Consider the following 25461-nt stretch of genomic DNA (forward strand, 5'->3'; position numbering starts at 1 on the left):
TACCTTCATGAGTATAATTGGTTATCGTCCCACGATGAAGGATACAGTGGTGGTCGCACTACCCCCGATATTCAGTGTACCAACACGGCGGGCCCCTTCCACCTGATAGTCGCCAGCCTTACCTGCAACCTGTTTTGCCGCATCAAGCACCATTCGGGCACCGGTTGCACCAACAGGGTGCCCGAGCCCGATAAGCCCGCCACTTGGGTTAACAGGTAGTTTTCCGTCAAACGCAATGGTGCTATCTTCAATAGCTTTCCAGCTTTCACCGGGCTTGGTAATACCAAAATGATCAATCGCCATATATTCTGTTGTGGTAAAACAGTCATGTGTCTCAATGGCATCCAAATCGAACGAGCCATTTATCGCGGCACGGCCAAACGCATCCATAATCGCGCGCCTTACATGCGGAAATATATAAGGTGAATTACTTTTCATACCTTCTGCCAATTTGCTATCAAGAGAAATGGGCGCCACAGAATGCCCCCAACCTTGAATACGGGGAATATTTTCCAAGGCAAGGCCGTGTTTGCTAGCATATTTTTCTGCGCCTTTGCGGCTTGCCAGAAACACAACAGCAGCCCCGTCCGTTACTTGACCGCAGTCTTGTCGACGAATGCGGCCATCAATAACAGGGTTTGCCTCGTTATCTTCAGTAAAGCTTTTCGGGCCAAACTCCCATTTTTTGGTCTGTGCATTAGGGTTTCGTTTTGCGTTCGCAAAGTTCACTTCCGCGATGCCTGCCAAATGCTGCTGCTTTAGTCCGTAACGCCTATCATATTCATCCCCAAGGCGGGAAAACATATGTGGCCAAGGGTATTTCACATCTGTGCATTCATGACCTGCCCACATTGCAGTACCACCGATAAATTTAGCAGCCTGATCACCCGGTATATTGCGCATCATTTCAATGCCTAGCACAGCCACCACATCATATCGGCCCGCTTCAATTTCTGCAGTGGCAGAAAGCATGGCAATGCTACTTGATGCACATGCCGCTTCATGACGCCCTGCGGGCATGCCAGAAAAAGCCGGATCAGCTTCGGCAAAAAAGCCACCTAAATGACCTTGACCACAGAAAAGTTCCGCCGTGAAGTTACCCACATGAGCAGCGTCAATATCTGTAGCGGCAAGCCCAGTTTCTGCCATGCCTTCTTCTAGAGTTTCCTTGAACATATCCATAAGCTCAAGGTTTTCGCGTGCCCAGTTCCTGCTGAAATCCGTCTGGTAGCCGCCTAAAATAAAAACATCATTCGCCATTTTCTTTTCCCTGTTACCAACCGCCTGTTTCACACCAGCGTTTTGCGTGCTCAAGCCTGTCTGCTCCCCAAAAAAGCTCATCTCCAATCGCAAACGTCGGCGCACCGAATACGCCCTTTTCCAATGCTATAGCCGTTGCACTGCGCACCGCTGCCTTGATTTCATCACTACCGCTTTTTTCCAGTATATTTGCAGCATCCACGTTCAGTTTTTGCAAAAGCTTGCCAATCACTTCCTGGCTTGCTGCATCTTGCCCTTCTGCAAAAACAGCATGGAATATAGCCTTTGCAAATAGCACCGCCGTCGCTTCAGGCAACGTATAAAAAACTCTGGCTGCAAGCATACTGTTGTAAGGAAAAACCTTAGGTAGCTTGAATACAAGCTTTTCAGCCCGTGCATAGCGGGCCACATCACAAAAAGTATATTTACCCTTTGGTGTATCAGGCGTAACTGGGGACCAGCCATTTTCCCGGAAAATAATACCCAACAAAATAGGCTGCCATTTAACAGTTACACCTGTATTTGCAAAAGCCTCTTCCACGGTTTTTTGGGCGATATAAGAATAGGCCGATGAAAAATCAAAATAGAATGTAAGCTCCTTGCTCATACCTTCCCCTTTCAGTTTGATACAGAGTGCTAAGCTGTAAGGTAGTTTATTGGTATTATTTTGCAAGTTATATATTTAATGCGGCTTATCTGCATAATAATGCCATTGCAAAGCATAACGAACCATTATAAACAAAAGGTATTATTATGAAAGTTATGTATATGAACAGCACTGATACACACCATATATCAACACCTCAAGATAAGCTTTTAACGCTCATGGCCAGCATGAGCCTACCTGTTGTAGCGGCGCCTATGTTTTTGGTATCCGGCCCAGATTTGGTTCTCGCCGCATGCAGGAACGGTGTTATGGGGTCATTTCCATTTCCTAATGCCCGCACGCTTGAAGAGCTGGAAGCATGGCTTAAAACAGTCACCGCAACACTTGCATTATGGAAAAAAGAACAGCCCGAAGCAAAAATAGCACCTTTTGCAGCCAATATGGTGGCACACAGTTCCTATGACAGATTAGCTGCTGAACTAGAATTAGTCGCCAAGTATCAACCCCCTATTGTTATAACTGCTCTCGGTAGCCCCAAACCTGTTGTAGATGTAGTACATCAATACGGTGGGCTGGTATTTGCTGACGTGAATTCAGTAACATACGCCGAGAAAGCCTTATCTGCCGGTGCAGATGGCCTGGTGCTTGTCACCTCTGGCGCCGGTGGGCATACTGGCCATATGTCGCCGCTGGCGTTTGTAACAGCTGTACGAACTTTTTTTGACGGGCCTCTTATTGTTGGTGGCAGTATTTCAACAGGCGCTGCTGTACGTGCGGTTGAAATACTTGGTGCTAATCTTGCCTATATTGGAACCAGTTTTATTGCGGCAAACGAAAGCATCGCAAGTAGCGACTATAAAGACATGTTACTGGCCGCAGAATATGAAGACCTGATACTCACAAATGCTTTATCAGGGGCTAATGCTTACTATTTGAAAGAGAGCCTTATTCGCATGGGGCTTGACCCCAATAACCCCGGCAGTAAAGACGGGCCTAATTTTGCAGGGTCACAGCAAAAGATAAACGCATGGCGGGATGTCTGGTCTGCAGGTCACGGTGTGGGCACCGTGAAAAAGATCGAGCCTGTTGCAAATATTGTTGCCCGTATTGAAGCCGAATATAAAGCCGCTGTTGCACGGCCCAGCTTCCTAAAATAACAATAGCAGCACAGGCCTTTTGGGCCTGCGCTGTTATTTGCTTTAATCTTCCATCGGTACAACCGCGCCTGACTTCATAACAAAAGCCATTTTTTCAAGCACTGTTACATCTTCAAGTGGGTTACCATTAACCGCGACAAGATCTGCAACCTTACCCGCAACAAGCGACCCTGACTGAGCATCAACACCCAAATGTTTTGCGGCCCAGACCGTTGCTGAACGAATGGTATCAAGTGGGGAAAAACCTGCTTTTACCATAAGCGCAAACTCTTTTCCGTTATCACCGTGCTCAGACACACCGCTGTCTGTACCAAAAGCAAACTTAACGCCCCCTTCACGAGCACGGCTAGCAGCAGCCACCATAATGGGGCCAACTGTTTTAGCTTTTGCCCTTACAGCATCTGGCATCCAGTCTGATTCAGCCGCCGCAAGCGTAACTGTTGCGCCAGCAAGAAGTGTAGGCACAAGATAGGTGCCATTTTTCTTCATGAGCTTAATAGACTCGCCGTCTAGGTAACTACCGTGTTCAATCGAATCCACACCCGCTTTAACAGCCGCATTAATACCATCAGTGCCGTGTGCATGACATGCAACTTGCCGACCAAGACGGTGCGCTGTGGTTACAATTGCCTCTAACTCTGCATCTGTCATTTGCTGACCAACGCCCGTCGCGGTGTTAGACATAACACCACCCGTGGAAGCGATCTTGATTACATCAGCTCCGTTCTGAATGGCCATACGCACAGACTGGGCACACTTATCTGCGCCTGTGCACACCAAAGGCGACCGAAAGGCCGCTATCACATCAGGAATAAATCCGTTAATGTCGCCGTGGCCGCCGTGCACACCAACGCCGCCTGAGGCAATAATATGCGGTCCCTGAACCTTGCCTGCTTTAATCGCATCGCGCAGGGCATATATAGCTTCGGTTGGACCACCAAGGTCCGCCACTGTTGTAAAACCGGCCCGCAAGGTTTTTTGCCCATTTAACATAGCGTCAAACGTATAATCAGAATCCGTTTTCTTGAAGGCATCTAACTCGTCACTCTTCCCAGCCACACCGTATAAATGCACATGAGAATCCATAAAACCCGGTAATATGAATTTATCTTTAAGGTCAATGACCGTGCCTTCACCAACAAAACCGTCTTCAATGGAAGTAATTTTTCCATCCGTTACCACAATGGTTTTATCTTCAAGAACTTTTCCGTTTTCAGGATCTGCCAGTACACGCCCAACCTGAAGATAAATTGTATCGTCAGCGGCGCAAACAGCCTGCCCTGCAAACATCAGGCAGGCGCAAACGCCCAAATATTTGATAAACTTCATGAAACTTCTCCTTATTATTGTTATAAAAGGAGCTTGATATATGCCTCAAACCACAGGATTCGTATAACCCCCTGCCATCTATGCTGCACAAAAGCCCCTTGCCTGTCTGGTATTTTCCCTGCCGTCCAGATGCGCCATCATGTCTTGGTCTTTTAAAAAGTCAAACTCTATCAGCAATATATTCTCTGATTATATAATATATTCTCCAATTAGGTTGACATCGCGGGATACAGGGTTTTACATCGCGGTAAAATAAGGGGAGATAAAATGAGACACGCAGCGATAGCCATACTGGCCTTACTATCCTTTGCCGTTACAGCAGTAGATAAAGACTATAGCCTGTATAGCGAAGAAGCTCTTCAAAATATTTTGGCACAAAAAGCCGATCTGCACTCCAAGGAAATGGTTCCAACACGCGATGGTACCAGCCTCGCATCAGATATTTACATACCCAAAGGCGCCAAGGGCGTGCTGCCAACTATTCTGTGGCGAACACCCTATAACTATTCAAAGCTTAACTGGCTTCAACTACGTTATGCCGCTGAAGCAATAGACAATGGGTTTATTTTTATTATCCAAAACGAGCGCGGACGCTATTTTTCTGAAGGTGAATTTGAAATTCTAGGCCACCCTCGCACAGATGGCTATGATACCTTAAGCTGGATTGAAAAACAGTCTTGGTCAAATGGCAAGGTAGGTACGCTTGGGTGCTCGTCATCAGCTGAATGGCAATTAGCGCTTGCCGCACAAAACCACCCGGCACATGCTGCGATGGTACCCATGGCATCAGGTGCTGGCATTGGCCGTGTCGGACCCTTCCAAGAACAGGGCAACTGGTATACAGGCGGCGTACCCCGCACGCTGTTTTTTGTCTGGCTTTATCATGTAGACAACCCCTTACGCGCTACAATCCCATTTGGCCTTGATCAAGAAACACGCGCCAGAATAGCAAGCTATAATGACCTGGCAGCCCAAAAACCCAAGGTAGATTGGCCCACACGCATTAAACATTTACCTTTAATTGACCTGCTAACCGGGTTGGGTGAACCTGAAGGGACATACGAAAAATTCATTGCTCGCAAACCAAATGATCCAGAATGGTTCGAAGGTGGCTTATATCACGACAATGAGGGCTGGGGCGTTCCGGCTTTATGGTTCAATTCATGGTATGATGTTTCTATTGGCCCCAATCTCGCACTCTTTAACCATGCCCGTAACGCCAAAACAGACAAAGAAGCGAGCGCAAACCAATATGCTGTCATCGCGCCGGTGCCACACTGCCAGTACAACAAGCTTGGCCCTGACACAGTGGTAGGCGAACGTCCTATGGGTGACACAAGTTTTGAGGTTGATAAATCAATCTTTGCTTGGTTTGACTATTGGCTAAAAGGCAACAAGTCTGCGTGGCCTAAATCTACCCCGCCTGTTCAATATTTCACAATGGGCGAGAATAAATGGAACTCTTCGAACGAGTGGCCACCGCGCAAAACCAAATCAAAACGTTTTTACCTGCATAGTGATGGCAATGCCAATAGCCTATACGGTGACGGCACCTTGAGAGCAACTGCTCCTGAAACAGATCAAGCAGCTGACACATTTGTATATGACCCGCAGAACCCGGTACAAACAATTGGGGGGGCTGATTGCTGCAACGGCGGCCTCGTGATACCGGGTGCATATGATCAGCGCATTATTGAAGCAAGAAACGATGTGTTAGTTTACACAACTGAAGCCTTTGATAAGCCGCTTGAGATAACGGGTGCGATTACACCAGTTATTTATGTTTCTTCAGATGCAAAAGATACAGACTTTGCCGTCAAACTTGTTGATGTAACACCAGAGGGCACTGCATACATAATTGGTGATACGATTCTGCGAGCACGATACAGGGAAGGCTTTGATAAAGAAGTAATGATGGATAAAGATCAAGTTTACAAACTTGAGCTTTCCCCCATGACAACAAGCCTGACCATTGAAAAAGGCCACAAAATTCGTATTGAAATCACATCGTCAAACTTTCCAAAGTTTGCCCGAAATCTCAACACAGGTGGCGATAATGTGACCGAAAGCGAAAGTGTTACTGCACGGAATAGTGTACACCACACTATAGACGCAGCTTCCTATATAGAGTTTTCTATTATGCCTTAACGGCATCAAGGGACGAGCAACTAGCTCTCTGCTACGGCGGAGAGCCTTTTTTGTTCTGCCTCAGCAAGCGTTACAAGTTTTGACTGAAACTCGTGGTCATCGCTGGAGCAAATGCAGAGAATTTCTGCCTCATCACAGTCTAGCGCAATATAGGCGTGCCCCATACCACTATCAATATATATGCCTTGCCCTGCATCAAGCCTTATGGGTGTATAAAAAGCCAAATGCACCTCAATAGATCCTGAAAGCACATATAGAAACTCTTCACCGTCGTGTTCAGCAAGAGGGCCAAATTCTTCAAGGCTTTTTGTGCGGACCGTCACTAGAATTGGTACCATTCTCTTTTTTCTAAGATCAGCGCACAGATATTTATAATCGTAATTAGCGGTTTCAACTCGCAATTGGTTTGCGCCATTCACAAGGCTGCGACGTGCCGTAACAGGGATAGTTACCGTTTCAGGCTTGTCTGAAGGCCCTGCCACGAATTCTGCAATACTCATACCCAAGCGGGCTGTTACCTGTTGTAATTTATCAAAAGTAAGGGAAAGCTTATCACTTTCAACCTTGCCAAGAGTTGAGAGCGGAATACCAATCACTTGGCTCATCTGCTTCAAAGTCCAGCCGTTACTGCGCCTTACCGCACCAAGCAAACTGCCCAGCGTTTTTTCCTCAGGTTTTTTTGTGCTTTCTTGGATCATTTTTCCCTATTAACCAGTTATCTATAATGAGGCAAGAAGAGACGTGCCCCTCAAGGCACTAAAGATTAATCAGCAGCGATAGGGCCTATACTGACTTTCAAGTCTGTCAATTTGCTAATCTGTACAAGTATTTCATCACCTGTCTCAACAGGTCCGATGCCAGCTGGCGTCCCTGTATAAATCAGATCGCCAGCCTCAACACGATATAGCCTCGACAGGAGCGAAATAATATCAGCGACCGGCCAAATCATGTCCGCTAGGTCAGCTTGCTGCCTAGTATCACCGTTCACTGACAAGCTTATAGAACCAGAACTCAGATGCCCAACATCAGCAACTCGGTGAATAAGCCCTAGCGGTGCTGACTGTTCCACATTTTTACTGGTATCCCAAGGCCAGCCTTTTTCGCGGGCCATAGTTTGAATATCGCGCCGGGTCATATCCAGCCCTGTCGCATAGCCAAATACATGGCTCAACGCATCGGCACTTTGAATATTACGCCCTGACTTGCCAATGGCAACAACAAGCTCTGCTTCATAGTGAAAATCAGTAGTGCCCTGAGGATAAGGTATAATACTACCCGATGGCACCACAGTCTCAGACCATTTTGTAAAAAAGAAGGGTGGGTTTCGTTCAGGGTCTTGCCCCATTTCACGAGCATGTTCCGCATAATTTCGGCCAACACAAAAAACTCGACGTACAGGAAATTTTGCGCCGCCAGCAATTGCAGCTACAATCGGGCTTGGGCATTCAAAAGCATAGGCCATTCAGGACTCTCTATCGTTGGAAAATCTACTTAATGCCACATTGCCCAAACCGCATGAAAAAGACAAGTTTCTAACGTAAAGCAAACGCTTTGGCGCACTAACACCAGAACACCAATTATAATAGAGCAACGCCTAACGCCTGTTTACAAGAAGGGCTACGGGCTTAAAAATTCAGAAGTATTTTCATTATTTAAGGCTATTACCTGCGGCAAGACGAAGAGCCTGCTCTAGAATATCTTTATCCCCTACATGATTTGCGAGGATCAGGATCAAGCGGGCGTTTATCCTCATACTATCTTCTATCTTGCGGCCATCATGCAGCCTGATGAGTGACCCGTAAAAATCATCAGCCGCAGCTATATTAGCCGAGGTGTTTAACAAGCTCATATTAATACCCTTTCGCTTTTTTCAAAGCTGCACGTAGGCTAGGCACATCAACCTGTTTCCACCTAGCCGCAACATACTGATCAGGCCTAATCAAGTAGGCACTACCCGACATAAGGTCATACCGATCGAGAACAATGCGACAATCACCTACCGCGTTATCAATATCTACAACCATAATACCTAGGTCACAGTCAACCCCACCACCCTTTGTTAGAAGCACAAAACCAGCTTGAAGAAAATCGTAAAGCCAACCATTGCCTATAGGGGCATCTAGAGCTGGCGCGCCGGGCTTTATTCCCTTACCTGACCAATCATCTCTATCAGGCGTGTTCAAGCTACTTTCTGGGTAGCATACAGCTGTTGATAGCCGGCCTGAATTTACCAGTGGTCGCGCAAAAGCTACCTCAGAAGCAAGCTCCAGTACGGCATCCCGAAAAATCCGGCTCATTTCTGTTTTTGGTGTCATAAAATCAGTTGAACGGCTTGAATTAAGGATATTTTCATCGGCCGTGATAATGGCTTCTGTATTATAACTCTCCAGCAACCCTTCACCGGCTTCACCTCGTAAAATCAGGTCCAGCTTCCAGCCAAGGTTATCAATGTCAGCAAGGCCGCCATTACAGCCTCGCGCGCCGAAAGGCGAAACCAAATGGGCACTATCGCCCGCAAAAATGATATTCCCGTGTACAAACCTACTCATACGCCGACACTGAAAAGTGTAAACACTATACCATTCTTCAGTAAATTCGATATTATCCCCAAGCATTCCTCTTACCAAGGGCTCAACATTTTCTGGTTTCATGGCCTCCTGACGGTCAATATTCCAACCAAGTTGAAAATCAAGGCGCCACACATCATCAGGCTGCTTGTGTAGCAATGCTGACTGCCCTGGATTAAAAGGTGGGTCAAACCAAAACCACCTCTCCGGCGGGTGGTTTCCAGTCATCTTTATATCTGATATCAGAAAGTTATCTTCAAAAACTCTTCCATCAAAATCAAGCCCAAGCGCAGTGCGAACGAGCGAGCGACTACCATCACAAGCAATTAACCATTCTGTCTTCACTGAATACGCGTAATCACCTGCTTGAACCTCAAGCTGTACATACCCTTCCTGTTGCTCCACGCCCACAACCCCGTGCCCCCACCGCACTGTTATGTTAGGGTTACGGCAGACAGCTTCATAGAGATACTCTTCAACATAATACTGTTGAATATTAATAAATGCTGGCCGTTTCTGGTCTTTCACCGGCAACAAATCAAACTGGTAAATCGCGTCAGCCCTATCGCCCCAAAAGACTTTTCCAACATTCCATATCACGCCCTTTTCAACCATTTTATCCCCAACACCAAGCCGGTCAAAAATATCGAGTGAGCGCTTTGAAAAGCAGATTGCTTTCGAGCCTGCTGCTATAAAATCAAACAGCGTAAGAACCAGCACCTTGTGACCCCGCTGAGCAAGATCAAGAGCTGCAGCAAGGCCAACAGGACCTGCTCCCACAATCACCACCCTAGCATCTTCGACACCTGTGGCCATTAAAGGCAGCGGTGTTTGGCCAATTTCCCGCCAAACGGGAATCCCGGAAACATTCGCCATTGTCTTAGTCCTGCAACTGTGCCCAAACTTCCCGGTCACGTTCCATTGTCCAGATGCGCGGCCAGTCTATACCGTCAAACTCATCCCACAGGCGTTGCACATTAAAAGGCAGACAATGTTCAAAAATAGGCCAGTGACCAAACTTCGGCGCAAGAGCCTTGTGCGTTGCTTCAAAAGCCTCTTTCAAGGTGCCACCCCGTTTGTGCACTGCACCAACATTGTCAATCATACCATTCAAAAAGCCTCGCGTTTGTTCGATCGCAGCATCACAGGCGTCAACACCAATTGCAACGGCACCCCGGCCACCAACCAGTTTTTCTGCCCTAAAGGATTTTACCTTATCGAGGGTGCCTTCGCTCCAGTCCATATGGAAGGCGTCCCCCGTGTAAAGGGCTGCCTGTGCCTCCACCAAGTCACCTGCAAACAGGGTTTTTGATCTATCGTGGTAGACAGCAATATCTCCAGCCGTATGTCCACGCCCACAAAACTGCAGATCAAGGATCCCATAGTTACCGCCTAGCTCAATCGTCATATGGTCATCAAAAGTAATATTGGGCCGCGTAAGACCCGGAATACCTTCTGGCTCCTTAAATAGGCGTGGCATACGGCCAAACTCACTATCCCAATCTTCTTTACCGCGTTCTTCGATCAGTTTTTTGGTTACAGAAGATGTGATAATTGTCTCTGCCCCAAAAGCGCTGGCGCCCAGCACGCGCACAGCGTGGTAATGTGTCAAAATAAGGTATTTTATGGGTTTATCCGTATGCACCCGCAGCTTCTTAAGCCAGTCGCCAGCCGCCGCAGGTGTCGCCCGCGCTTCTATGCAAACCAGAAAGTCCTCACCTTCAATGGCACCTACATTCGGGTCCCCCTCAGCGGTGAGTGCATAAACACCCTTATCAAGGACTTCGAGTGTTTCTTTTTTTTCTGTTAGGTCAGTAGATGATGCAAATGGCTTTGACATAAATAAGCTCCTGAATACTTTGGTTTGTAGCCACCATAAAGATGGCCCACACATATCCTTGTCATTAGTTCTAATTACATCTTTTATTTTGTTGATAAATCAACTAGATTGCTTGCATGAAGTTTATAAATCCAGATATTGGCCTTAGGCTGTTTGAAAAGGCAGGCACCAACCTGCTTTCTGAGGCCATGCTTGCCGCAGCCCAAACAATGATCCCTGCAAAGGAGATATTTGCTTATAGAGCAACTGAAAGCAGTACTCCTGAGATGCTGCTATCATACGGAATGGATAGCGGCGCAGAACGACGAGCAACATCTTTTGCGGCACATTTCTTTATATCCGACCCTATCAGAAAAACACGGTATAACATCAAGCCTGATACGGGTTTTTATCAGCATGTGAATATTTCCCAAATCGAGCGCGGGGATTACCGCTGGCACTGTTTTGAAAAGCCAGGCTTTACAGACAAACTTTGTTTTGGCTGGCAGCGCGGCAAGGAGAGCTTTGTCCTTACCTTTTATGTGAAAGACAAAAATGAACTTCCTTCTACACCGCTATTTGAAGCATTTGGTAATATGTGCCTAACGGTCTTGATACATCACAGAGATATCCTTGAGAAGCACGCTTGCCCTCTCGCAGACAGACTCCATTCAATTATCAATGAAAGATATCCAATGCTAACCGTGAGAGAGGCAGAAATATGTGCCCTGACCCTTGCCGGGATCAAGGCACCAGAAATTGCAAATACTCTTGGTATAAGCCCAAATACAGTTCTTACATACCGCCAGCGGGCTTATGCACGCCTTGGAATACGTTCAACAAACGAACTGCTTGGCTCTATTATAAACTAAGCTGCACCGAAGCCTAACTAATGGCAGCAATAGCCCGCGCCACATGAAGGATATTGTCTTCCGTTAATCCAGCTATATTTACCCGCCCTGAGCCAATGATATGAACATGGTGCTCTGAGCGCAGTTTCTCAACAGCTTCTGGGGAAATGCCAAGTAAAGCAAACATACCGCGCTGGTTTTCAAGGTAGCTATAATCACGCTTACTGCCATGCTCTGCTAATAATGTAACCAATCTTGATCGCATAGTGTTAATACGGTTGCGCATAGTACTTAGCTCCACTTCCCATTCACGGCGCAGATCTGGTGTACCCAGAATTTTTGCAACGATCGCAGCACCGTGATCAGGTGGCATGGAATAGTTTGTGCGGGCAACCGGCATCATATGGGCCCGAGCAAGCGTAACATTGTCCGTATCTCTTGCGACCAGTGTTAGGGCCCCCACACGTTCACGGTACAAGGCAAAGTTCTTCGAATATGAACTTGCTATCACCATTTCAGGCACACATGATGCCAGTAAACGAAGGCCCTCCGCATCTTCATTTAATCCATTACCAAAGCCAAGGTAAGCAAGGTCAACAAGCGGCAACGCACCTGTTTTCACCAGAAGGTCTGCAATTTGTTGCCACTGCTCAAGGTCAGGGTCAGCCCCGCTTGGGTTATGACAGCACCCATGTAATAAAAGAACATCACCTTCTTTCATACCCTTGAGGGATGTCATCATCGCATCAAAAGTGAGCTCACCAGAAGCGACATCATAGTAAGAATACGGCACCAGTTCATAACCCGCCACTGTGAAGATTGCTTTATGGTTCGTCCATGTTGGGTCAGGGATAAAAATGCGGGTCTTGCCTTGAAGTTTACGAATATAGTCTGCCGCGATCCGAAGCGCCCCTGTACCCCCCGGGGTTTGAACCGTCAGGCTACGCCCCAGCAAGTCCTTATTCGCCCCGAACAAAAGCTCTCGCGTCACAAGATTATAATCCGGGTTACCCGCCGATGAGATATAAGCCTTGGTCGCCTGTGTCTCCAGAAGCCATTGCTCGGCTTTTTTAACTGCCTTTAAAACAGGAGCCTTGCCTGTATGATCTTTATAAATTCCAATCCCAAGATCCACCTTATCGGCGCTCTTGTCGTTCGCAAAGAGTTGAGCCAAGCTTAGAATTGGATCAGCTGGTGCTACGGACAAGTTTGTAAACATTACCATTTCCTTTTTGTTACGTATTACGATACGCTATTGCACTTGACGTTACTTGTAAATCGTGTATTTCTCAAAACGCAATGAAAAAACGTTAGAGTTTTGCCTGTTGCATCCTGTATCAGTAAAAGAATGGAAAATATCTTATGACGACAGACGCGGCAGGGGCCTTAAGGCAAAGAAACAGCGATGCTAACTGGAATGTAGCCTGCGCTTTTATTATATTTTTCTCTGTCCTTGGTATCCCCGCGATGATGATCCCGGTTCTATACGAATCGATCATTAATGACACAGGCTGGTCACGCGGCGATGTTGCGATGTTTAGCTCGTTAAAGTTCGGCTTTGGAGCAATTGCCGCTTATTTAACGGGGCCGCTTGTTGAGCGTTTTGGTGTAAGAATCCTTACCATACTCTGTTCTATACTTGCAGGTTTGTGCCTGCTTTCCATGCTTTTAGTTAACAGCCTCGCGTTTCTCTATTTACTGGGTATTCTTCTGGGCTTTAGCGCACTCGGCGTAACGACAGGCATGAAGATATTTATATCGCAGTGGTTTTCTGCCCGCCAAGGCCTCGCCATAGGCATAAGCCTTATGGGGACAAGCTGCGCAGGCGTTGCTATACCTTACGTTACAACCATTTTATCTGAAGCTTATGGTTGGCGCGCCACATGTGCGCTCATGAGCCTTGTCATATGGTGTATTGCCCTGCCTCTTTTCATCACCAAGGCGAAAGAATTAAATGGTGAGCAGAAACAGCAAGCCAAAACAGAAATGGCGGCACAGCCTTCTAGTGTGCCTGCATTCAGTGAAATACGTTTTGGTCGAGCCTTTATTTTTGCCATCATTATCAATTTTTTAATCGGCATGGTAGACCACGGGATGTCTGCACATCTGGTTATTTATTTCAGCTCTGATGTTGGGTTAGGCGCAGAAATGGCGGCCCTAGGGTTTTCACTTGTGATGCTTCTCAGCAATGTTGGCAAGATAGGGTATGGCTGGCTCTATGACCGCTTCTCTATTAAAGGAATGGCCTTTTGCTGGTGTGTGGTTATCGTTGGTGTTGCTATGGCTTTCCCTGTTACGGGTATAACAAGCCTTGTCATTTTCGCCCTTATTTACGGCCCTACTCAAGGTGGCATGCTTGTTAACATTCCCGTTCTTGCAAAACATTGTTTTGGACCAAAGGCAATGATCAGGGCAATTGCCGTTTTATCTACCTTCTTTATGCTTGGTAGCGCTGTTGGACCAGCCCTTGCAGGCTACCTGCACGACGCAACGGGAAGTTACGATTCTACTTTTATCATCTTTATTGTCGCAACATTAGTTGCAGCCTGCATGACTTTATCACTCAAACCAGTTTTCTTCATAAAAAAGAACGAAAAAACGAGTACGGCTACAGTTCCCAAGGAAGGCTAACCGCCTTACGGGCCGAGTCAAAAATACGCTCTAGAGGCAACAATCATGAACCGTAGAACATTTAATCGTCTTATTGGGCTTTCTGCTATTGCAGGCGCAGTGTCTAACACCGGTATCGCAGATACTGGTGCTGTTGCAGAAACGCGTAAAACCGCATCAGGATCAACCACGATGACAAAGCCGGAACAGCCGTTCAAAATTGGCATGCTAATTTTCAACAATATGACCAATCTTGATTTTGTTGGGCCTTGCGACATGCTGTCCCGTGTGCGTGAAGCCGAAGTTACGATACTGGGTAAAACTCTCGAACCCGTTCTCACAGACTCTGGCTGTTTAGTCATCCCTAAAATGACCCTTAAAGACGCCCCACAATTTGATATGCTTTTTGTGGGAGGTGGCCCCGGCACAACGGCATTGATGGAGGATGAGGAAGTAATCGGCTTTTTCAAAAAACAAGCGCCGGGCGCAAAGTGGATTACAGCTGTTTGTACCGGAACACTTGTTCTTGGTGCAGCGGGCCTTTTTAAAGGCTACAAGGCAGCAACACACTGGACCGTAATGGATCTGTTACCCATTCTCGGTGCAACACCGGTTTACGAACGGGTTGTTATTGACCGTAACCGTATTTCAGGTGGCGGCGTGACCGCAGGCATAGATTTTGCCCTAACCGTTATTGCAGAGTTGTGGGGCACCGAACGCGCACAGCTGATCCAATTAGGGAATGAATATAACCCGCAACCGCCCTTTAATTCAGGCTCCCCGTTTACTGCCCCCAAAGCTATTGTTGATAAATATAATAGCCTAACAAAAGGCATGACAACAAGGCGCAAGGAAGCTGCTGAACGCATGGCAAAAATGTTAGGGTAAGATATGTGTGGTATCTGCTTAAATTTTGATTCAGCCACCAAGACCGAAGCTGCGGATAAAGTGCCGCAACTTCAAAAAATAGAGCACAACCTCACTGAAGCTGAACTCTATACTGGTCATGCTTTCCTAAAAAAATACCCTACCATTGATATCCATGCACACCCTGGTCGCTTTTTCATGGTTGGGCCTCACGCTGGCTCAGCGCTTGACAAGCATTACACCCCACCATTCCCTGATCAAGCCATTTCAGACATGGCCATGGGCGGCATTAGTGCTGTTATGTTTGCCACTGTTGCAGATCATGCCTTACTTGGAATCTCCAAAACGGGTATGGGGGCGCAGCGATCTTTCAATCCCGGCGAAGCGCTAGAAGACCATAACCGTCAAATTTCTGTTCTTCAGTCTCTCGTTCAAAACAGTAAACTTCAACATGCTACCAATAAACATGACATCAAGCTTGGTCATAGCAACGGTGCGGTATCGTGTATTTTTTCTGTTGAAGGTGGCGATTTTATTGAAGACCAGCTTGACCGCATTACAGAAGCACACTGTAACGGTGTTCGTTCCATCACTATTATTCATTATAATATTAACCAGATTGGTGACACTCAAACAGAAACCCCATTTCATAATGGCTTGACAAAATTAGGCCAAAATATCATCCGTGAAATGGACCGCGTGGGCATTCTCGTTGATCTTGCACACGCAAGCTTTGAGGCAAGTATTGCTGCTGCCGAGGTTTCATCAAAACCGATGATGATCTCACATTCAAATATAGCACAGAGCAATGACACGCACCCCAGGCTTATCAGCCTTGAGCACGCAAAGTTGGTAACAGAAACAGGCGGTATTATCGGTGCAGTTCCTGCGGGCTTTGGGCAAAAAAACTTCACTGATTATATTGATACGATCATTCGTATGAGTGACTTACTCGGAACCGATCATGTTGTGATTGGTACCGATATGGATTTTACGTATAAGCCCGTTTTCACATCATACCATGATTGGGCACTGATTCCTGCAGCCTTACTTGCACGCGGCATGCATGAACATGAAGTCGCCGACATAATGGGCCGTAACTTTTTACGTATTTTACCTGATTAATCCCCCTTTTCAGAGGACAATGTCATGACACATATTCCCCATACAAAATCAGATGATGGCGGTATTTTATTTTTCCCAAGCACACGGCCCGGTTCTCCCTTCTCAAGGGCTGTACAGGTTGGCAATATTCTGTACCTCTCTGGCCAAATTGGTAATAATCCTGACGGCACCCTGCCAGATAGCCTTGCCGACCAAACTCGTAATACCATGACGAACATTTCCAATGCCCTTGCCTCTCTTGGCTCCAACATGGAACAAATATTCAAATGCACCATCATGATGGAAGACATGACACGCTGGAAAGAATTCAATGCTGTTTATCTGGAGTTTTTTGACGCTGAGAAACTACCGGCACGCAGTGCCTTTGGTGCAAGTGGTCTTGTTGCTGGTGCCCTTCTGGAAATTGAGTGCTGCGCTTATGCTCCACAAACCTAGAAACAATCTTTCTATTCTTGCCTTACCTCACCTATTTCCGGAACAAATTTTACCTGCTGAAACAATGGAAGTTTTTTCTTGCCTTTTTTTACATAATTCATGACATTGTCTCGTAATATGTTACAAATTATCCATACATTGCTCTCAATACTTGGGAGTATGGGTGTCGCGTTATACGGTTATTCAGACTTTTCTGCGACATTTGGACAAACGCAAGGAAATAGGCAAAGATGAACAGCATGATGGATGTTAAAAGTATAGCTGTGGACAAAACGAAACGCATGACAGGCGGGGATGCGCTGGTTGCTGGTTTACATCGCTGGGGCGTGGATACAGTATTTGGTGTACCGGGTGTTCAGCTCGATCAGTTTTTTGATGGTATGCAACGGAACGGCGGTGATATTCGCCTTATTCATACACGCCACGAACAAGGTGCTGCCTATATGGCGCTTGGGTATGCCATGGTTACTGGCAAACCTGGCATTTGTGCCGTTGTTCCCGGGCCTGGTGTTCTGAACGCTGGCGCGGCGCTTTCTACAGCCTATGCCTGTAATGCCCGTGTGCTTTGCCTAACAAGCACTGTAAACAGCGCGATGATTGACCGTTATCACGGTGCCCTACACGAAATTAATGATCAGGCTAGCTTGCTACGGAATCTGAGCAAATGGCATGCGCGCGCCAGCCACGCCAGCCAGATACCAGCACTGCTGGATGAAGCTTTCCGGCAGTTGATGACAGGTCGCCCTCGTCCGGTTTCTCTTGAAGTGCCACCAGATATTCTAGCGCAAATGGCTATGATACAGTATCCAGATAGTCTGCCGGATATGGTTAACCCGACCGCGGACCCAGAACTGGTCAAAAAAGCTGCCGAAGTATGTGCAGAAGCGAAAAATCCAATGATCGTAGTTGGCAGCGGCGCGCTTGAAGCCGGTGCGGAAATTAAAGCACTTGCGGAGCTGTTGCAGGCACCTGTCGTTAGCCGTCATATGGGGCGCGGTATTCTGCGCCAAGATGACCCTTACGCATTGGAAGCCGCTGCTGCCCTGCCACACTGGAAAGATGTGGATGTTGTAATAGGTATTGGCACACGCCTGCAACAGTTGCGGGAATGGGGCCATGACGATAATTTAAAAGTTATCCGGATTGACCTTGATCAGGCAGAAATGAACCGGGTTATCCTACCAACAGTTGGCATATATGCAGACAGCACCACGGGCACAGCGGGCCTGATTGCAGCCTTAAAGCCGGTTAATCCTGTTCGACCAGATATTACCAAAAAAATTGCTGATATAAAGGCAGAGTTCCGCGCTGAAATTGTGCGTGATATTCAACCACAAATCAGCTTCCTTGATGTGATCCGAGCTGAAATGGAAGACGACGATGTGTTCGTGGATGAAATGACGCAGGTGGGTTACGCATCTCGCTACGGCCTGCCGATTTACACACCACGCACCTATGTCAACTCAAGCTATCAGGGCACACTCGGCTATGGTTTTGCCACCGCCCTTGGCGCACAGGTTGGCGCGGGCAAACGGCGGGTGATTTCTGTGAACGGTGATGGCGGCTTTATGTACACCATGCCAGAACTGGCATCGGCTGTTCTCCATAACATTCCCCTTATTGCCATTGTTTTCAGTGATGGTAATTTTGGTAACGTACGCCGCATTCAAACCAATGCCTACGGTGGCAGGGTAATTGCCTCCAATCTTCACAACCCTGACTTTGTCGAGCTTGCCAAAAACTTTGGCGCTGTGGGCATTAAAGCTGAAGGCCCTGAAGGCCTGCGTGCCGCACTTAAGGAAGCAAAAAAAGCAACAGGGCCTGTTATTATTGAAGTGCCCGTAGTGCTGGAAGAAATTGCATCTCCGTGGAAACACGTTCATGGCAGAAAGGTTCGATAAAGCAGAAATGGCTGTATCACCGAACCAAAGACCTAGTCAGAGTACAACAGATATCCTTCGTACTCTGATAGGATTTTCAACTGTTAGCCGCGATAGCAACATGGACCTGATTAACTGGGTTCATGATTATCTGGCATCATACGGCGTTACATGCCGGCTCAGCTATAATGCTGAAAAAACCAAAGCAAACATTTTTGCTACAATAGGTGAAGGCTCAGGCGGTATTGCACTGTCTGGCCACACTGATGTCGTACCCGTTGATGGGCAAAATTGGTCTACAGATCCATTTAAACTTATCGAAACAGATGGCCGTTTTTATGGACGCGGGACAAGCGACATGAAAGGCTTTATTGCTGTAGTGCTCTCGAAGGTACCTGCAATGGTAAAGGCACCACTTAAAGAGCCAATCCATCTTGCATTTTCTTTTGATGAGGAGGTTGGCTGCCTTGGTGTGCGGCATTTGCTGGATGATATAAAAGAAAGCGGTATCAAGCCCCGTGGCTGTATCATTGGTGAACCAACAAGCATGAAAACCATTATTGGCCATAAAAGCGGCTCGGTTTATACCTGCAAAGTAAATGGCCTTGAGGTTCATAGCTCCCTTGCGCCGCAAGGTGTGAACTCCATTGAATTTGCTGCAATGATGGTGCTTAAAATACGTGAAATTGGCCTACGTCTTAAAGAAACCGAAAAGCGCCATGACGGCTATGAAGTGCCCTACAGCACTATGCAAACCGGCGTTATTGAGGGTGGGTATGCCAGCAATATTGTACCCGCTGAATGTTCGTTCCGCTTTGACATTCGCAGCCTGCCTTGGACGAACCCAGAAGAAATTGTTACAGAACTTCGTACATATGCCGAAGAATTTATCTTGCCAGAAATGCGGGAAATTCACCCTAATGCCGCAATAGAAATTGTTCGTAAAGGCGGCGTTCCCGGCTTTGCCATTGCAGAGGATGCAGAACTCACACGCTATGTTCAGCGCGTTGCCCTGTCGAACACACCACCCGGTTATGTAACCTTTGGGTCAGAAGCTGGCCTGTTTCAAGAAATTAATATTCCAGCGGTCATTTGTGGCCCCGGCTCTATTAGTCAAGCTCATAAAGCGGATGAGTTTATTGATCTGACCCAGCTTGCAGCGTGCGAAGCCTTTATCGATAGGCTAATCGTCACCCCTTTCATGACAATTTAAACCGGATACACAGCTAAAAAGAAAAGCCATTTCCAACACCTGGGAGTGGCTTTTTGTATTTTGCATCAAAAAAGCCGCAAGCCATTTCGGCTTGCGGCGGCGGAGACAATGCACAAAGTATCTCTATAAAATTCTAGCTAAAGTTTTCTGCAGCTTTCAGTGCGGCCTCTCTTACCATTCCATCCAGACCCGTACGGGCTGCTTTCACGGCTGATGCCATTTCCTCACCAGCGCCTTCTGGGCTACCTGCATTAAAAGGTGGTGCCGGATCATATTCAATAATAAGCTGCGCCCGCTTGGCCTCTTCTTCACCCCTAAGGGCTGCGCCAATAACAAGGCCAAAATCAATACCAGCAGTTACACCGCCGCCCGTCATACGGTTGCGGTCAATCACAACACGCTCATGCGGCACATGGGTGGCGCCCATAATACTCAAAAGGTCAGCGACCACCCAAAGGGAAGTTGCCTTATAACCCCGTAGCAAGCCCGCTGCCGCTAGCACTAGGCTACCGGTACAAACACTTGTCACATATTTGGCGCGGCTACCGCGGTCTGCCATAAATGCAATAATATCATCATCTTTCATGCAATTAATGGTGCCAACCGTGCCGCCAGGAACAAATAATACATCCACGTCTTTTGGGCAGCCATCAAGTGTCATGGTCGGTGCTATATCAATGCCCTCAACAGTTTTCACTGGGGTCATATCTTTCCAGACCAGATGTATTTCGCAGCCAAGAATGTTTAAAACAGTGAGAGGGCCAACCAAATCCAGCAAAACCATCTTGGGGTATATCAGCATGGCTACCACAGGGTCTTTACCCGGAAAGCGATCTCGCATAACAGGCTTGGATGTTTTTGGATTAACCTCATGTGCGCCAGCCGGTGATGAACCAGCCACCGCTGAAGCCACCAAACCAGCACCAAATGTTTGCAGAAGCTTTCTACGGTCAATCGCTTCAATAAACTTTTCCAGGTCAGAGTTTTTAGTCATTTTTATAGCTTTCCTATCGTCATGAGCTTTTATCTGCATATGATTTGCCAATCAGCAGATACTTACAACAGAAAAGGCCGCCAACTTTTCAGAAGGCGGCCTTTGGGGTTTTACTGTCTAGAAATTATAGAGCAGGTTCACGCTTATTTCCCTTGGACGGCCCACATCAAGCATGCTTACACCAATAACAGATTCCACTCTGGCAAAGTCCATCCCACCAATGAAATACTCTTTATCAAGCAGATTGGTTGCGGCAAGCGCCAAACTCCATACTTCATCTTTAGATGTATATTGCAGGCGCGCGCTCATCAGGCCGTAACCATCTAGCAAAACAGAGTTTGCATCTGTTGATGTTGTTCCCTGTTTGGCGCGGTAGTCGTAGTTAACACTAGCCAGCATTGAACCTTCACCCACATCAGCTTCATAGGTCGCACCAACAGAATATGTAAATTCAGGTGTACGGAACACACGGCTATCAACCGTAATGCCTGTAGCTGTTCCAACGTCATCGTACTTGGCGTTAATATAGCCGAATGTACCCCGAAGTTTTAAGTTTTCTGTTACAACGGCCCATGCTTCAGCTTCAAAACCTGTACGATGTGAATCACCCACATTCTGAATATATGTAGCAAGGCTAATTGGCTCGAGAGCGGTAAGCTGCTGGTCGGTATATTCCATATGGAAGCCAGTGAGGTTCAACCGCACGCGGTTATCAAACAAGTCTGAACGGATACCCGCTTCATAGTTCCATACAGTTTCTGGGTCATACTGAGTAAAGATCGGTGCACCGCGGTCACCCACATTAATGCCACCACTGCGGAAACCTTTGGTAACCGAAGCATATGTCATCACATCTGGTGTCCACTGGTATTCAAGCGTTAAACGCGGGGAGAAATTGTCCCAGCTACCTTCGCCGGTACCTTCAAAGCCTGTATTTATGCGGCCACCAACACCAGATTTTTTGTCTTTGCTATACCGAATACCAGCCGTTACTGAAAAATTATCTGTTACGTTATAGGTACCTTGGGCAAATGCCGCGTAGCTTTCAACAGTTTGTCGCTGGTATACAGAGCGTGGCACAGGGTATGTGCCATCAAAAGCAGTGGTAATTTCAGAATCGTCAGTTGGGGTTTCTTTCAGGTAGTAAAGGCCTGTTACAAACTGCAAATCACCTAGCGTGCCTTCTAGCTGTAACTCTTGTGAAAACTGGTCAATTTTTCTGTTATTGACAATGTCATAGACATTAAAGCCCGTACCATCCCAGTCATTGGCAGAATACACATCAGCTTCCATATAAGAAGATATGGACTTCACTGTAAATGTTTCAGACAACTCGGCTGTTACAACACCAGACAGGGCGAAGCCATCATAATCATAGCCACTTTCATCGCCGCCGTACCGTGTATAACTGTCTGGGCTAACATATCTTTCATCATATATTTCGCCAGTTTTGGCATTATGAACACTGATAAAAAGGTCGCTTGGGTCAATGAAGTCAACAATGTAAGCGCGACCATTATTATGGGACTTGGTTTTGCTGGCACTGAGATCAACTGTGATAGTGTCTGAAACAAGTGCACGAAGTTGTAAGCGACCAATCTGGGTATTGTCGTCGCCGTCAGGGCGGTTATCAGCGATATGCTCGATAAAACCCTTACGCTCGAGAGAACCTACAGTTACTTTGGCAAATAATTTTTCAGTAAGCGGAATATTGATGCCTGCTTTAATGTCCAACCGGTCAAAACTGCCAACAGTTGCATCTACATAGCCGCCCAGCTCACCTGTTGGCTGCTTCGTAATATACTGAATAGCACCACCGATAGTGTTTTTACCAAAGAGAGTTCCTTGCGGCCCGCGCAGCACTTCGATGCGCTCAACATCCAGAATACTCAGAAGAGAGCTGTCACTGCGGCTCATGAAGACACCGTCGACATAAAGGCCTACACCTTGGTCAAATGTAATACCAGAACGATCCTGACCAATACCACGAATATAAAAGCCACCGCTGTTTGAACCCGTCAGTGTTTGGCTACCCACCAGAACGTTAGGCACAAAACTGCCAACATCCAGAAGGGATTCAATATTCATGTTTCTTATGTCGTCAGAAGTCACCGCTGATATGGCGATCGGTGTTTCCTGCAGGTTTTCACTACGCTTTTCAGCCGTTACAATAATTTCTTCCAGCACCATGTCAGCCTTGTTGGCTTTTGCTTGCGCTTGCACTGGAGCACTGATGAAGGCACCGGCCTGTACTGCAACTACAGCTATGCCAGCCATAAGCCGAATGGACCTTATGCTTGAAGCACTTTTACTTTTCATTGTTATTCCTCCCTAATAACGAGCTCGGCATCTTGGCTAGCCCGCTAATGCTACATCTCGTATTTCAAGTCTCCCAATCAGCATCACAACATAGTAACAATAATTACAAATATTGCAACACTGTTACGCAATACGAGACTATTTCATTGTGTATGTCAACTAGTTTAAGAGCGTAAAAAGGGGAATGTCACAAAGTTTCAGTAAGAGAAACTTTGCTAAAGAGATGAGGAAAACCGGGCTTTTCAGAGCTTTTATTCATGCTTTAATTGTTTGCCGCAACCACCAGGCCAGCCTGCCTACCAATTATACAGCAACTTTACGGAGAGATATAAAAGCGAGAAGGCCTATAGATATAATCAAGCTTTACGGCTTAAGAGAAGAGACTGCGCCCTCTGCATATTCAGCCTGAATGCTCTCGGCAACACCCTTAACCATTTCAAGCAACGATGTTTCAGGTTCAGGTAACAACAATGAAGAAGAAAGTATTATACCGACTGTAGACGCAATTAACCCGTCTGGTTCAAAGATAGGCGCGGCTATACCGCCTAAGCCATTTCCTCTTGCATTTGCTTCAAAATCAACACCATATTTTTTGATGTTATCTATAACACGCGGCGGTACAGGCTTCTGGTTTTCATAATAATATATCAACCGCGCAGCAGGAGAACTTGGTAAACTTAGAACGGTGCCCGGATGCACCATAATACCCGGCTCAAACTGGCTTGGAACCGAGGATACAACCATTGCACCACCACGTGTTGGTGTTGCCAGCAAAGCTGTATGACCAGTTTGCTGACATAAATCAGTAAGGTACGGGCGCGATATTTCCACGATATTGCTGCGATAAACCGCAGCTCTGCCAAACTTCAACAGTTTACGACCAAAAACATAACCTTCCCCTTCACGGGCTCTGTCGACAAGGCCCAAATGTGTTAGGGTTTGTAAATGCCTTGAAACACGGGCTTTCGTCATACCAAGCTGACGCGCCAAATCCGTTACTCTAACAGCGCCAGTGGCCTCGGTTAACACTTCCAGTATCTGAACTGTCACCTCAACACTTTTCACCGTCGAAGACGTCTTTACTACGTGTTCATCTGTAACTGATGATTTTACCATTTTGATATGAACCTAACCCACTTTATTGTTTCTCGTGCAGGGCATAGCATAAAGATCAAATAGTGATAAGCAATATCATAATACGTTACAGACTAAAAAAGCCGCTAGAATAACGTTAAGCTTGCCAGTAAGTAAATGCACACGAAGACCCCGTGCCACCTTCGGTCCTGTACAGGCACTGATAATCAACTACTGTCATGTCAAGGCCTACAGTATCCATAACAGCAGACGTTGCTATCCAGCTTTTACATTCAGATGTACCCGCCATCAATTCCTTTTGCGGTATTGACTTAAGCGTTTCTGCATCATGCTTTTTCATTGCATCTAAAAACATGTGGTCCCACTCTTTATCAACCACAAAATGCGTTAGCCCGCCTGTGGTGAGAACGGCAACCCTTTTATCTGTATCCCAAGCTTGAATTGCTTTTGCCACGGCAACCCCAAAATCATAACACCTACTTGCCGTTGGACTATTCTCATAATACCAGCAATTCACATCAACAGGTACATGTTGCACAACATGATCACGCATAATATTTTTATATAAAAAACCATAAGCATGGGGCATCCCATAAAGCAGGGAATGATCACCTTTAACTGTTGGCTTTTCATGGCATAAGGTTACATCGAAACCGCTTTCCTTTACCAGATGGCCCGCTATGTGAAGGCCGAGTTCCCGGTTACCAGGGTACACAGTGTGTTCCGCCGGCAAATGCCCGTGGTCAGCAAGTTCAATACCAATAGGAAGGCGTTTGTTTTGCTCTGGCGTGCGCGGTAAATTTTCAATCGTTTCTGAAGCAATGACTGCAAATGTTGGGATCATGCCTGAAAAAATTTCATGCTGGTCATTACCAATAATCACCACAACATCCGGGGCAGCCTCGACAAATATTTCATGCAGGCGGTCCATAGCTAAAAAGCTTTTGCGCAAGGCCTCTTCTCTGGTTTCCATGCCAAGCAATGCGCCCAGGTTCTCAGCCTCCCGCATCTTTTCAAGCTCTTTGTATTTTAGCTTTTCCCCCTTAAACCAAAGCGGGATTCCATCCTGCCGATCACGGTCGGCCCTCAAATCCCAGTCTTTTGCGAGTGTATGAAGTTGCGGTGTGTGTGCACATCCAATTCCAAGTACTATTTCGGCCATTTTAGCCCTCCTAATTAGTTGAC

At 46.7% G+C, this 25461-nt stretch carries 22 protein-coding genes; 9 read left to right on the forward strand and 13 right to left on the reverse strand.

The annotated features are described in order from the left end of the window. Positions 1 to 21 precede the first annotated feature (21 nt). Together ICL80_RS16150 and ICL80_RS16155 are read right to left on the reverse strand one after the other, a co-directional pair. Positions 22 to 1260: an acetyl-CoA acetyltransferase gene (locus tag ICL80_RS16150; protein ID WP_194215915.1), complete on the reverse strand. Its 1239-nt coding sequence runs from the start codon at positions 1258 to 1260 to the stop codon at positions 22 to 24. Positions 1261 to 1273: 13 nt separating this feature from the next. Beyond that, the gene (locus ICL80_RS16155; RefSeq protein WP_194213756.1) at positions 1274 to 1867 is read right to left on the reverse strand and encodes a 2-hydroxychromene-2-carboxylate isomerase; all 594 of its coding nucleotides are present in this window, start codon (positions 1865 to 1867) and stop codon (positions 1274 to 1276) included. 146 nt (positions 1868 to 2013) lie between these two features. On the opposite strand from ICL80_RS16155, the gene ICL80_RS16160 reads away from it, so the two are divergent. Further along, complete coding sequence (locus ICL80_RS16160; RefSeq protein ID WP_228073616.1) at positions 2014 to 3024, forward strand: NAD(P)H-dependent flavin oxidoreductase; 1011 nt, start codon at positions 2014 to 2016, stop codon at positions 3022 to 3024. Positions 3025 to 3066: 42 nt separating this feature from the next. Here ICL80_RS16160 and ICL80_RS16165 read toward each other — a convergent pair whose 3' ends face one another. Then, positions 3067 to 4353 (reverse strand): metal-dependent hydrolase family protein, encoded by a 1287-nt coding sequence (locus ICL80_RS16165; RefSeq protein ID WP_194213757.1) that lies wholly within the window; start codon positions 4351 to 4353, stop codon positions 3067 to 3069. A 267-nt stretch (positions 4354 to 4620) separates the two neighbouring features. Here ICL80_RS16165 and ICL80_RS16170 point away from each other — a divergent pair, with 267 nt between their 5' ends. Further along, positions 4621 to 6501, forward strand: coding sequence for a CocE/NonD family hydrolase (locus tag ICL80_RS16170; protein ID WP_194213758.1), 1881 nt, complete (start codon positions 4621 to 4623; stop codon positions 6499 to 6501). 20 nt (positions 6502 to 6521) lie between these two features. On the opposite strand, the gene ICL80_RS16175 is transcribed toward ICL80_RS16170, so the two are convergent. The 5 genes from ICL80_RS16175 to ICL80_RS16195 form a co-directional block, all read right to left on the reverse strand. Continuing rightward, positions 6522 to 7199 carry a helix-turn-helix domain-containing protein gene (locus ICL80_RS16175; protein WP_194213759.1) on the reverse strand — a complete coding sequence of 226 codons (678 nt, stop codon included), beginning with the start codon at positions 7197 to 7199 and terminating at the stop codon, positions 6522 to 6524. A gap of 65 nt (positions 7200 to 7264) precedes the next feature. Beyond that, entirely contained in the window at positions 7265 to 7963 is a 699-nt protein-coding gene (locus tag ICL80_RS16180; RefSeq protein ID WP_194213760.1) for a fumarylacetoacetate hydrolase family protein, read from the reverse strand. A 186-nt stretch (positions 7964 to 8149) separates the two neighbouring features. After that, complete coding sequence (locus tag ICL80_RS16185) at positions 8150 to 8350, reverse strand: DUF2783 domain-containing protein (RefSeq protein ID WP_194213761.1); 201 nt, start codon at positions 8348 to 8350, stop codon at positions 8150 to 8152. Between the two features lies 1 nt (position 8351). Continuing rightward, positions 8352 to 9944: an FAD-dependent oxidoreductase gene (locus ICL80_RS16190; protein WP_194213762.1), complete on the reverse strand. Its 1593-nt coding sequence runs from the start codon at positions 9942 to 9944 to the stop codon at positions 8352 to 8354. A 4-nt stretch (positions 9945 to 9948) separates the two neighbouring features. Further along, positions 9949 to 10908, reverse strand: coding sequence for an MBL fold metallo-hydrolase (locus ICL80_RS16195; protein WP_194213763.1), 960 nt, complete (start codon positions 10906 to 10908; stop codon positions 9949 to 9951). 116 nt (positions 10909 to 11024) lie between these two features. Here ICL80_RS16195 and ICL80_RS16200 point away from each other — a divergent pair, with 116 nt between their 5' ends. After that, complete coding sequence (locus ICL80_RS16200) at positions 11025 to 11759, forward strand: helix-turn-helix transcriptional regulator (RefSeq protein WP_194213764.1); 735 nt, start codon at positions 11025 to 11027, stop codon at positions 11757 to 11759. A gap of 13 nt (positions 11760 to 11772) precedes the next feature. Here the strand turns inward: ICL80_RS16200 and ICL80_RS16205 are convergent, their stop codons facing one another. Then, positions 11773 to 12957 (reverse strand): amino acid aminotransferase, encoded by a 1185-nt coding sequence (locus tag ICL80_RS16205; protein ID WP_194213765.1) that lies wholly within the window; start codon positions 12955 to 12957, stop codon positions 11773 to 11775. A 143-nt stretch (positions 12958 to 13100) separates the two neighbouring features. On the opposite strand from ICL80_RS16205, the gene ICL80_RS16210 reads away from it, so the two are divergent. From ICL80_RS16210 to argE, 6 genes are all read left to right on the forward strand, one after another. Continuing rightward, positions 13101 to 14369 (forward strand): MFS transporter, encoded by a 1269-nt coding sequence (locus tag ICL80_RS16210; protein WP_194213766.1) that lies wholly within the window; start codon positions 13101 to 13103, stop codon positions 14367 to 14369. Positions 14370 to 14414: 45 nt separating this feature from the next. Further along, a complete protein-coding gene (locus ICL80_RS16215; protein WP_194213767.1) occupies positions 14415 to 15236 on the forward strand; it encodes a DJ-1/PfpI family protein in 822 nt (273 codons plus the stop codon). A gap of 3 nt (positions 15237 to 15239) precedes the next feature. Next, a complete protein-coding gene (locus tag ICL80_RS16220) occupies positions 15240 to 16340 on the forward strand; it encodes a dipeptidase (protein ID WP_194213768.1) in 1101 nt (366 codons plus the stop codon). A 24-nt stretch (positions 16341 to 16364) separates the two neighbouring features. Next, positions 16365 to 16775, forward strand: coding sequence for a RidA family protein (locus ICL80_RS16225; protein ID WP_194213769.1), 411 nt, complete (start codon positions 16365 to 16367; stop codon positions 16773 to 16775). A 239-nt stretch (positions 16776 to 17014) separates the two neighbouring features. Further along, complete coding sequence (locus tag ICL80_RS16230; protein ID WP_194213770.1) at positions 17015 to 18676, forward strand: thiamine pyrophosphate-binding protein; 1662 nt, start codon at positions 17015 to 17017, stop codon at positions 18674 to 18676. Next, entirely contained in the window at positions 18657 to 19868 is a 1212-nt protein-coding gene (gene argE / locus ICL80_RS16235) for an acetylornithine deacetylase (RefSeq protein ID WP_228073618.1), read from the forward strand. Before ICL80_RS16230 ends, argE begins: the two co-directional genes overlap by 20 nt. A 133-nt stretch (positions 19869 to 20001) precedes the next feature. Here argE and ICL80_RS16240 read toward each other — a convergent pair whose 3' ends face one another. From ICL80_RS16240 to ICL80_RS16255, 4 genes are all read right to left on the reverse strand, one after another. Continuing rightward, complete coding sequence (locus ICL80_RS16240; protein WP_194213771.1) at positions 20002 to 20862, reverse strand: DJ-1/PfpI family protein; 861 nt, start codon at positions 20860 to 20862, stop codon at positions 20002 to 20004. A 117-nt stretch (positions 20863 to 20979) separates the two neighbouring features. Next, positions 20980 to 23181, reverse strand: a complete 2202-nt coding sequence (locus tag ICL80_RS16245; protein ID WP_194213772.1) for a TonB-dependent receptor — start codon at positions 23179 to 23181, stop codon at positions 20980 to 20982. A gap of 363 nt (positions 23182 to 23544) precedes the next feature. Then, positions 23545 to 24297: an IclR family transcriptional regulator gene (locus tag ICL80_RS16250; protein WP_194213773.1), complete on the reverse strand. Its 753-nt coding sequence runs from the start codon at positions 24295 to 24297 to the stop codon at positions 23545 to 23547. A 115-nt stretch (positions 24298 to 24412) separates the two neighbouring features. Continuing rightward, on the reverse strand, positions 24413 to 25438 hold the full coding sequence (locus ICL80_RS16255; RefSeq protein ID WP_194213774.1) for a DODA-type extradiol aromatic ring-opening family dioxygenase: 1026 nt from the start codon (positions 25436 to 25438) through the stop codon (positions 24413 to 24415). Positions 25439 to 25461: the final 23 nt, after the last annotated feature.

This window comes from Kordiimonas pumila, assembly GCF_015240255.1.
GTDB classification, from domain to species: domain Bacteria; phylum Pseudomonadota; class Alphaproteobacteria; order Sphingomonadales; family Kordiimonadaceae; genus Kordiimonas; species Kordiimonas pumila.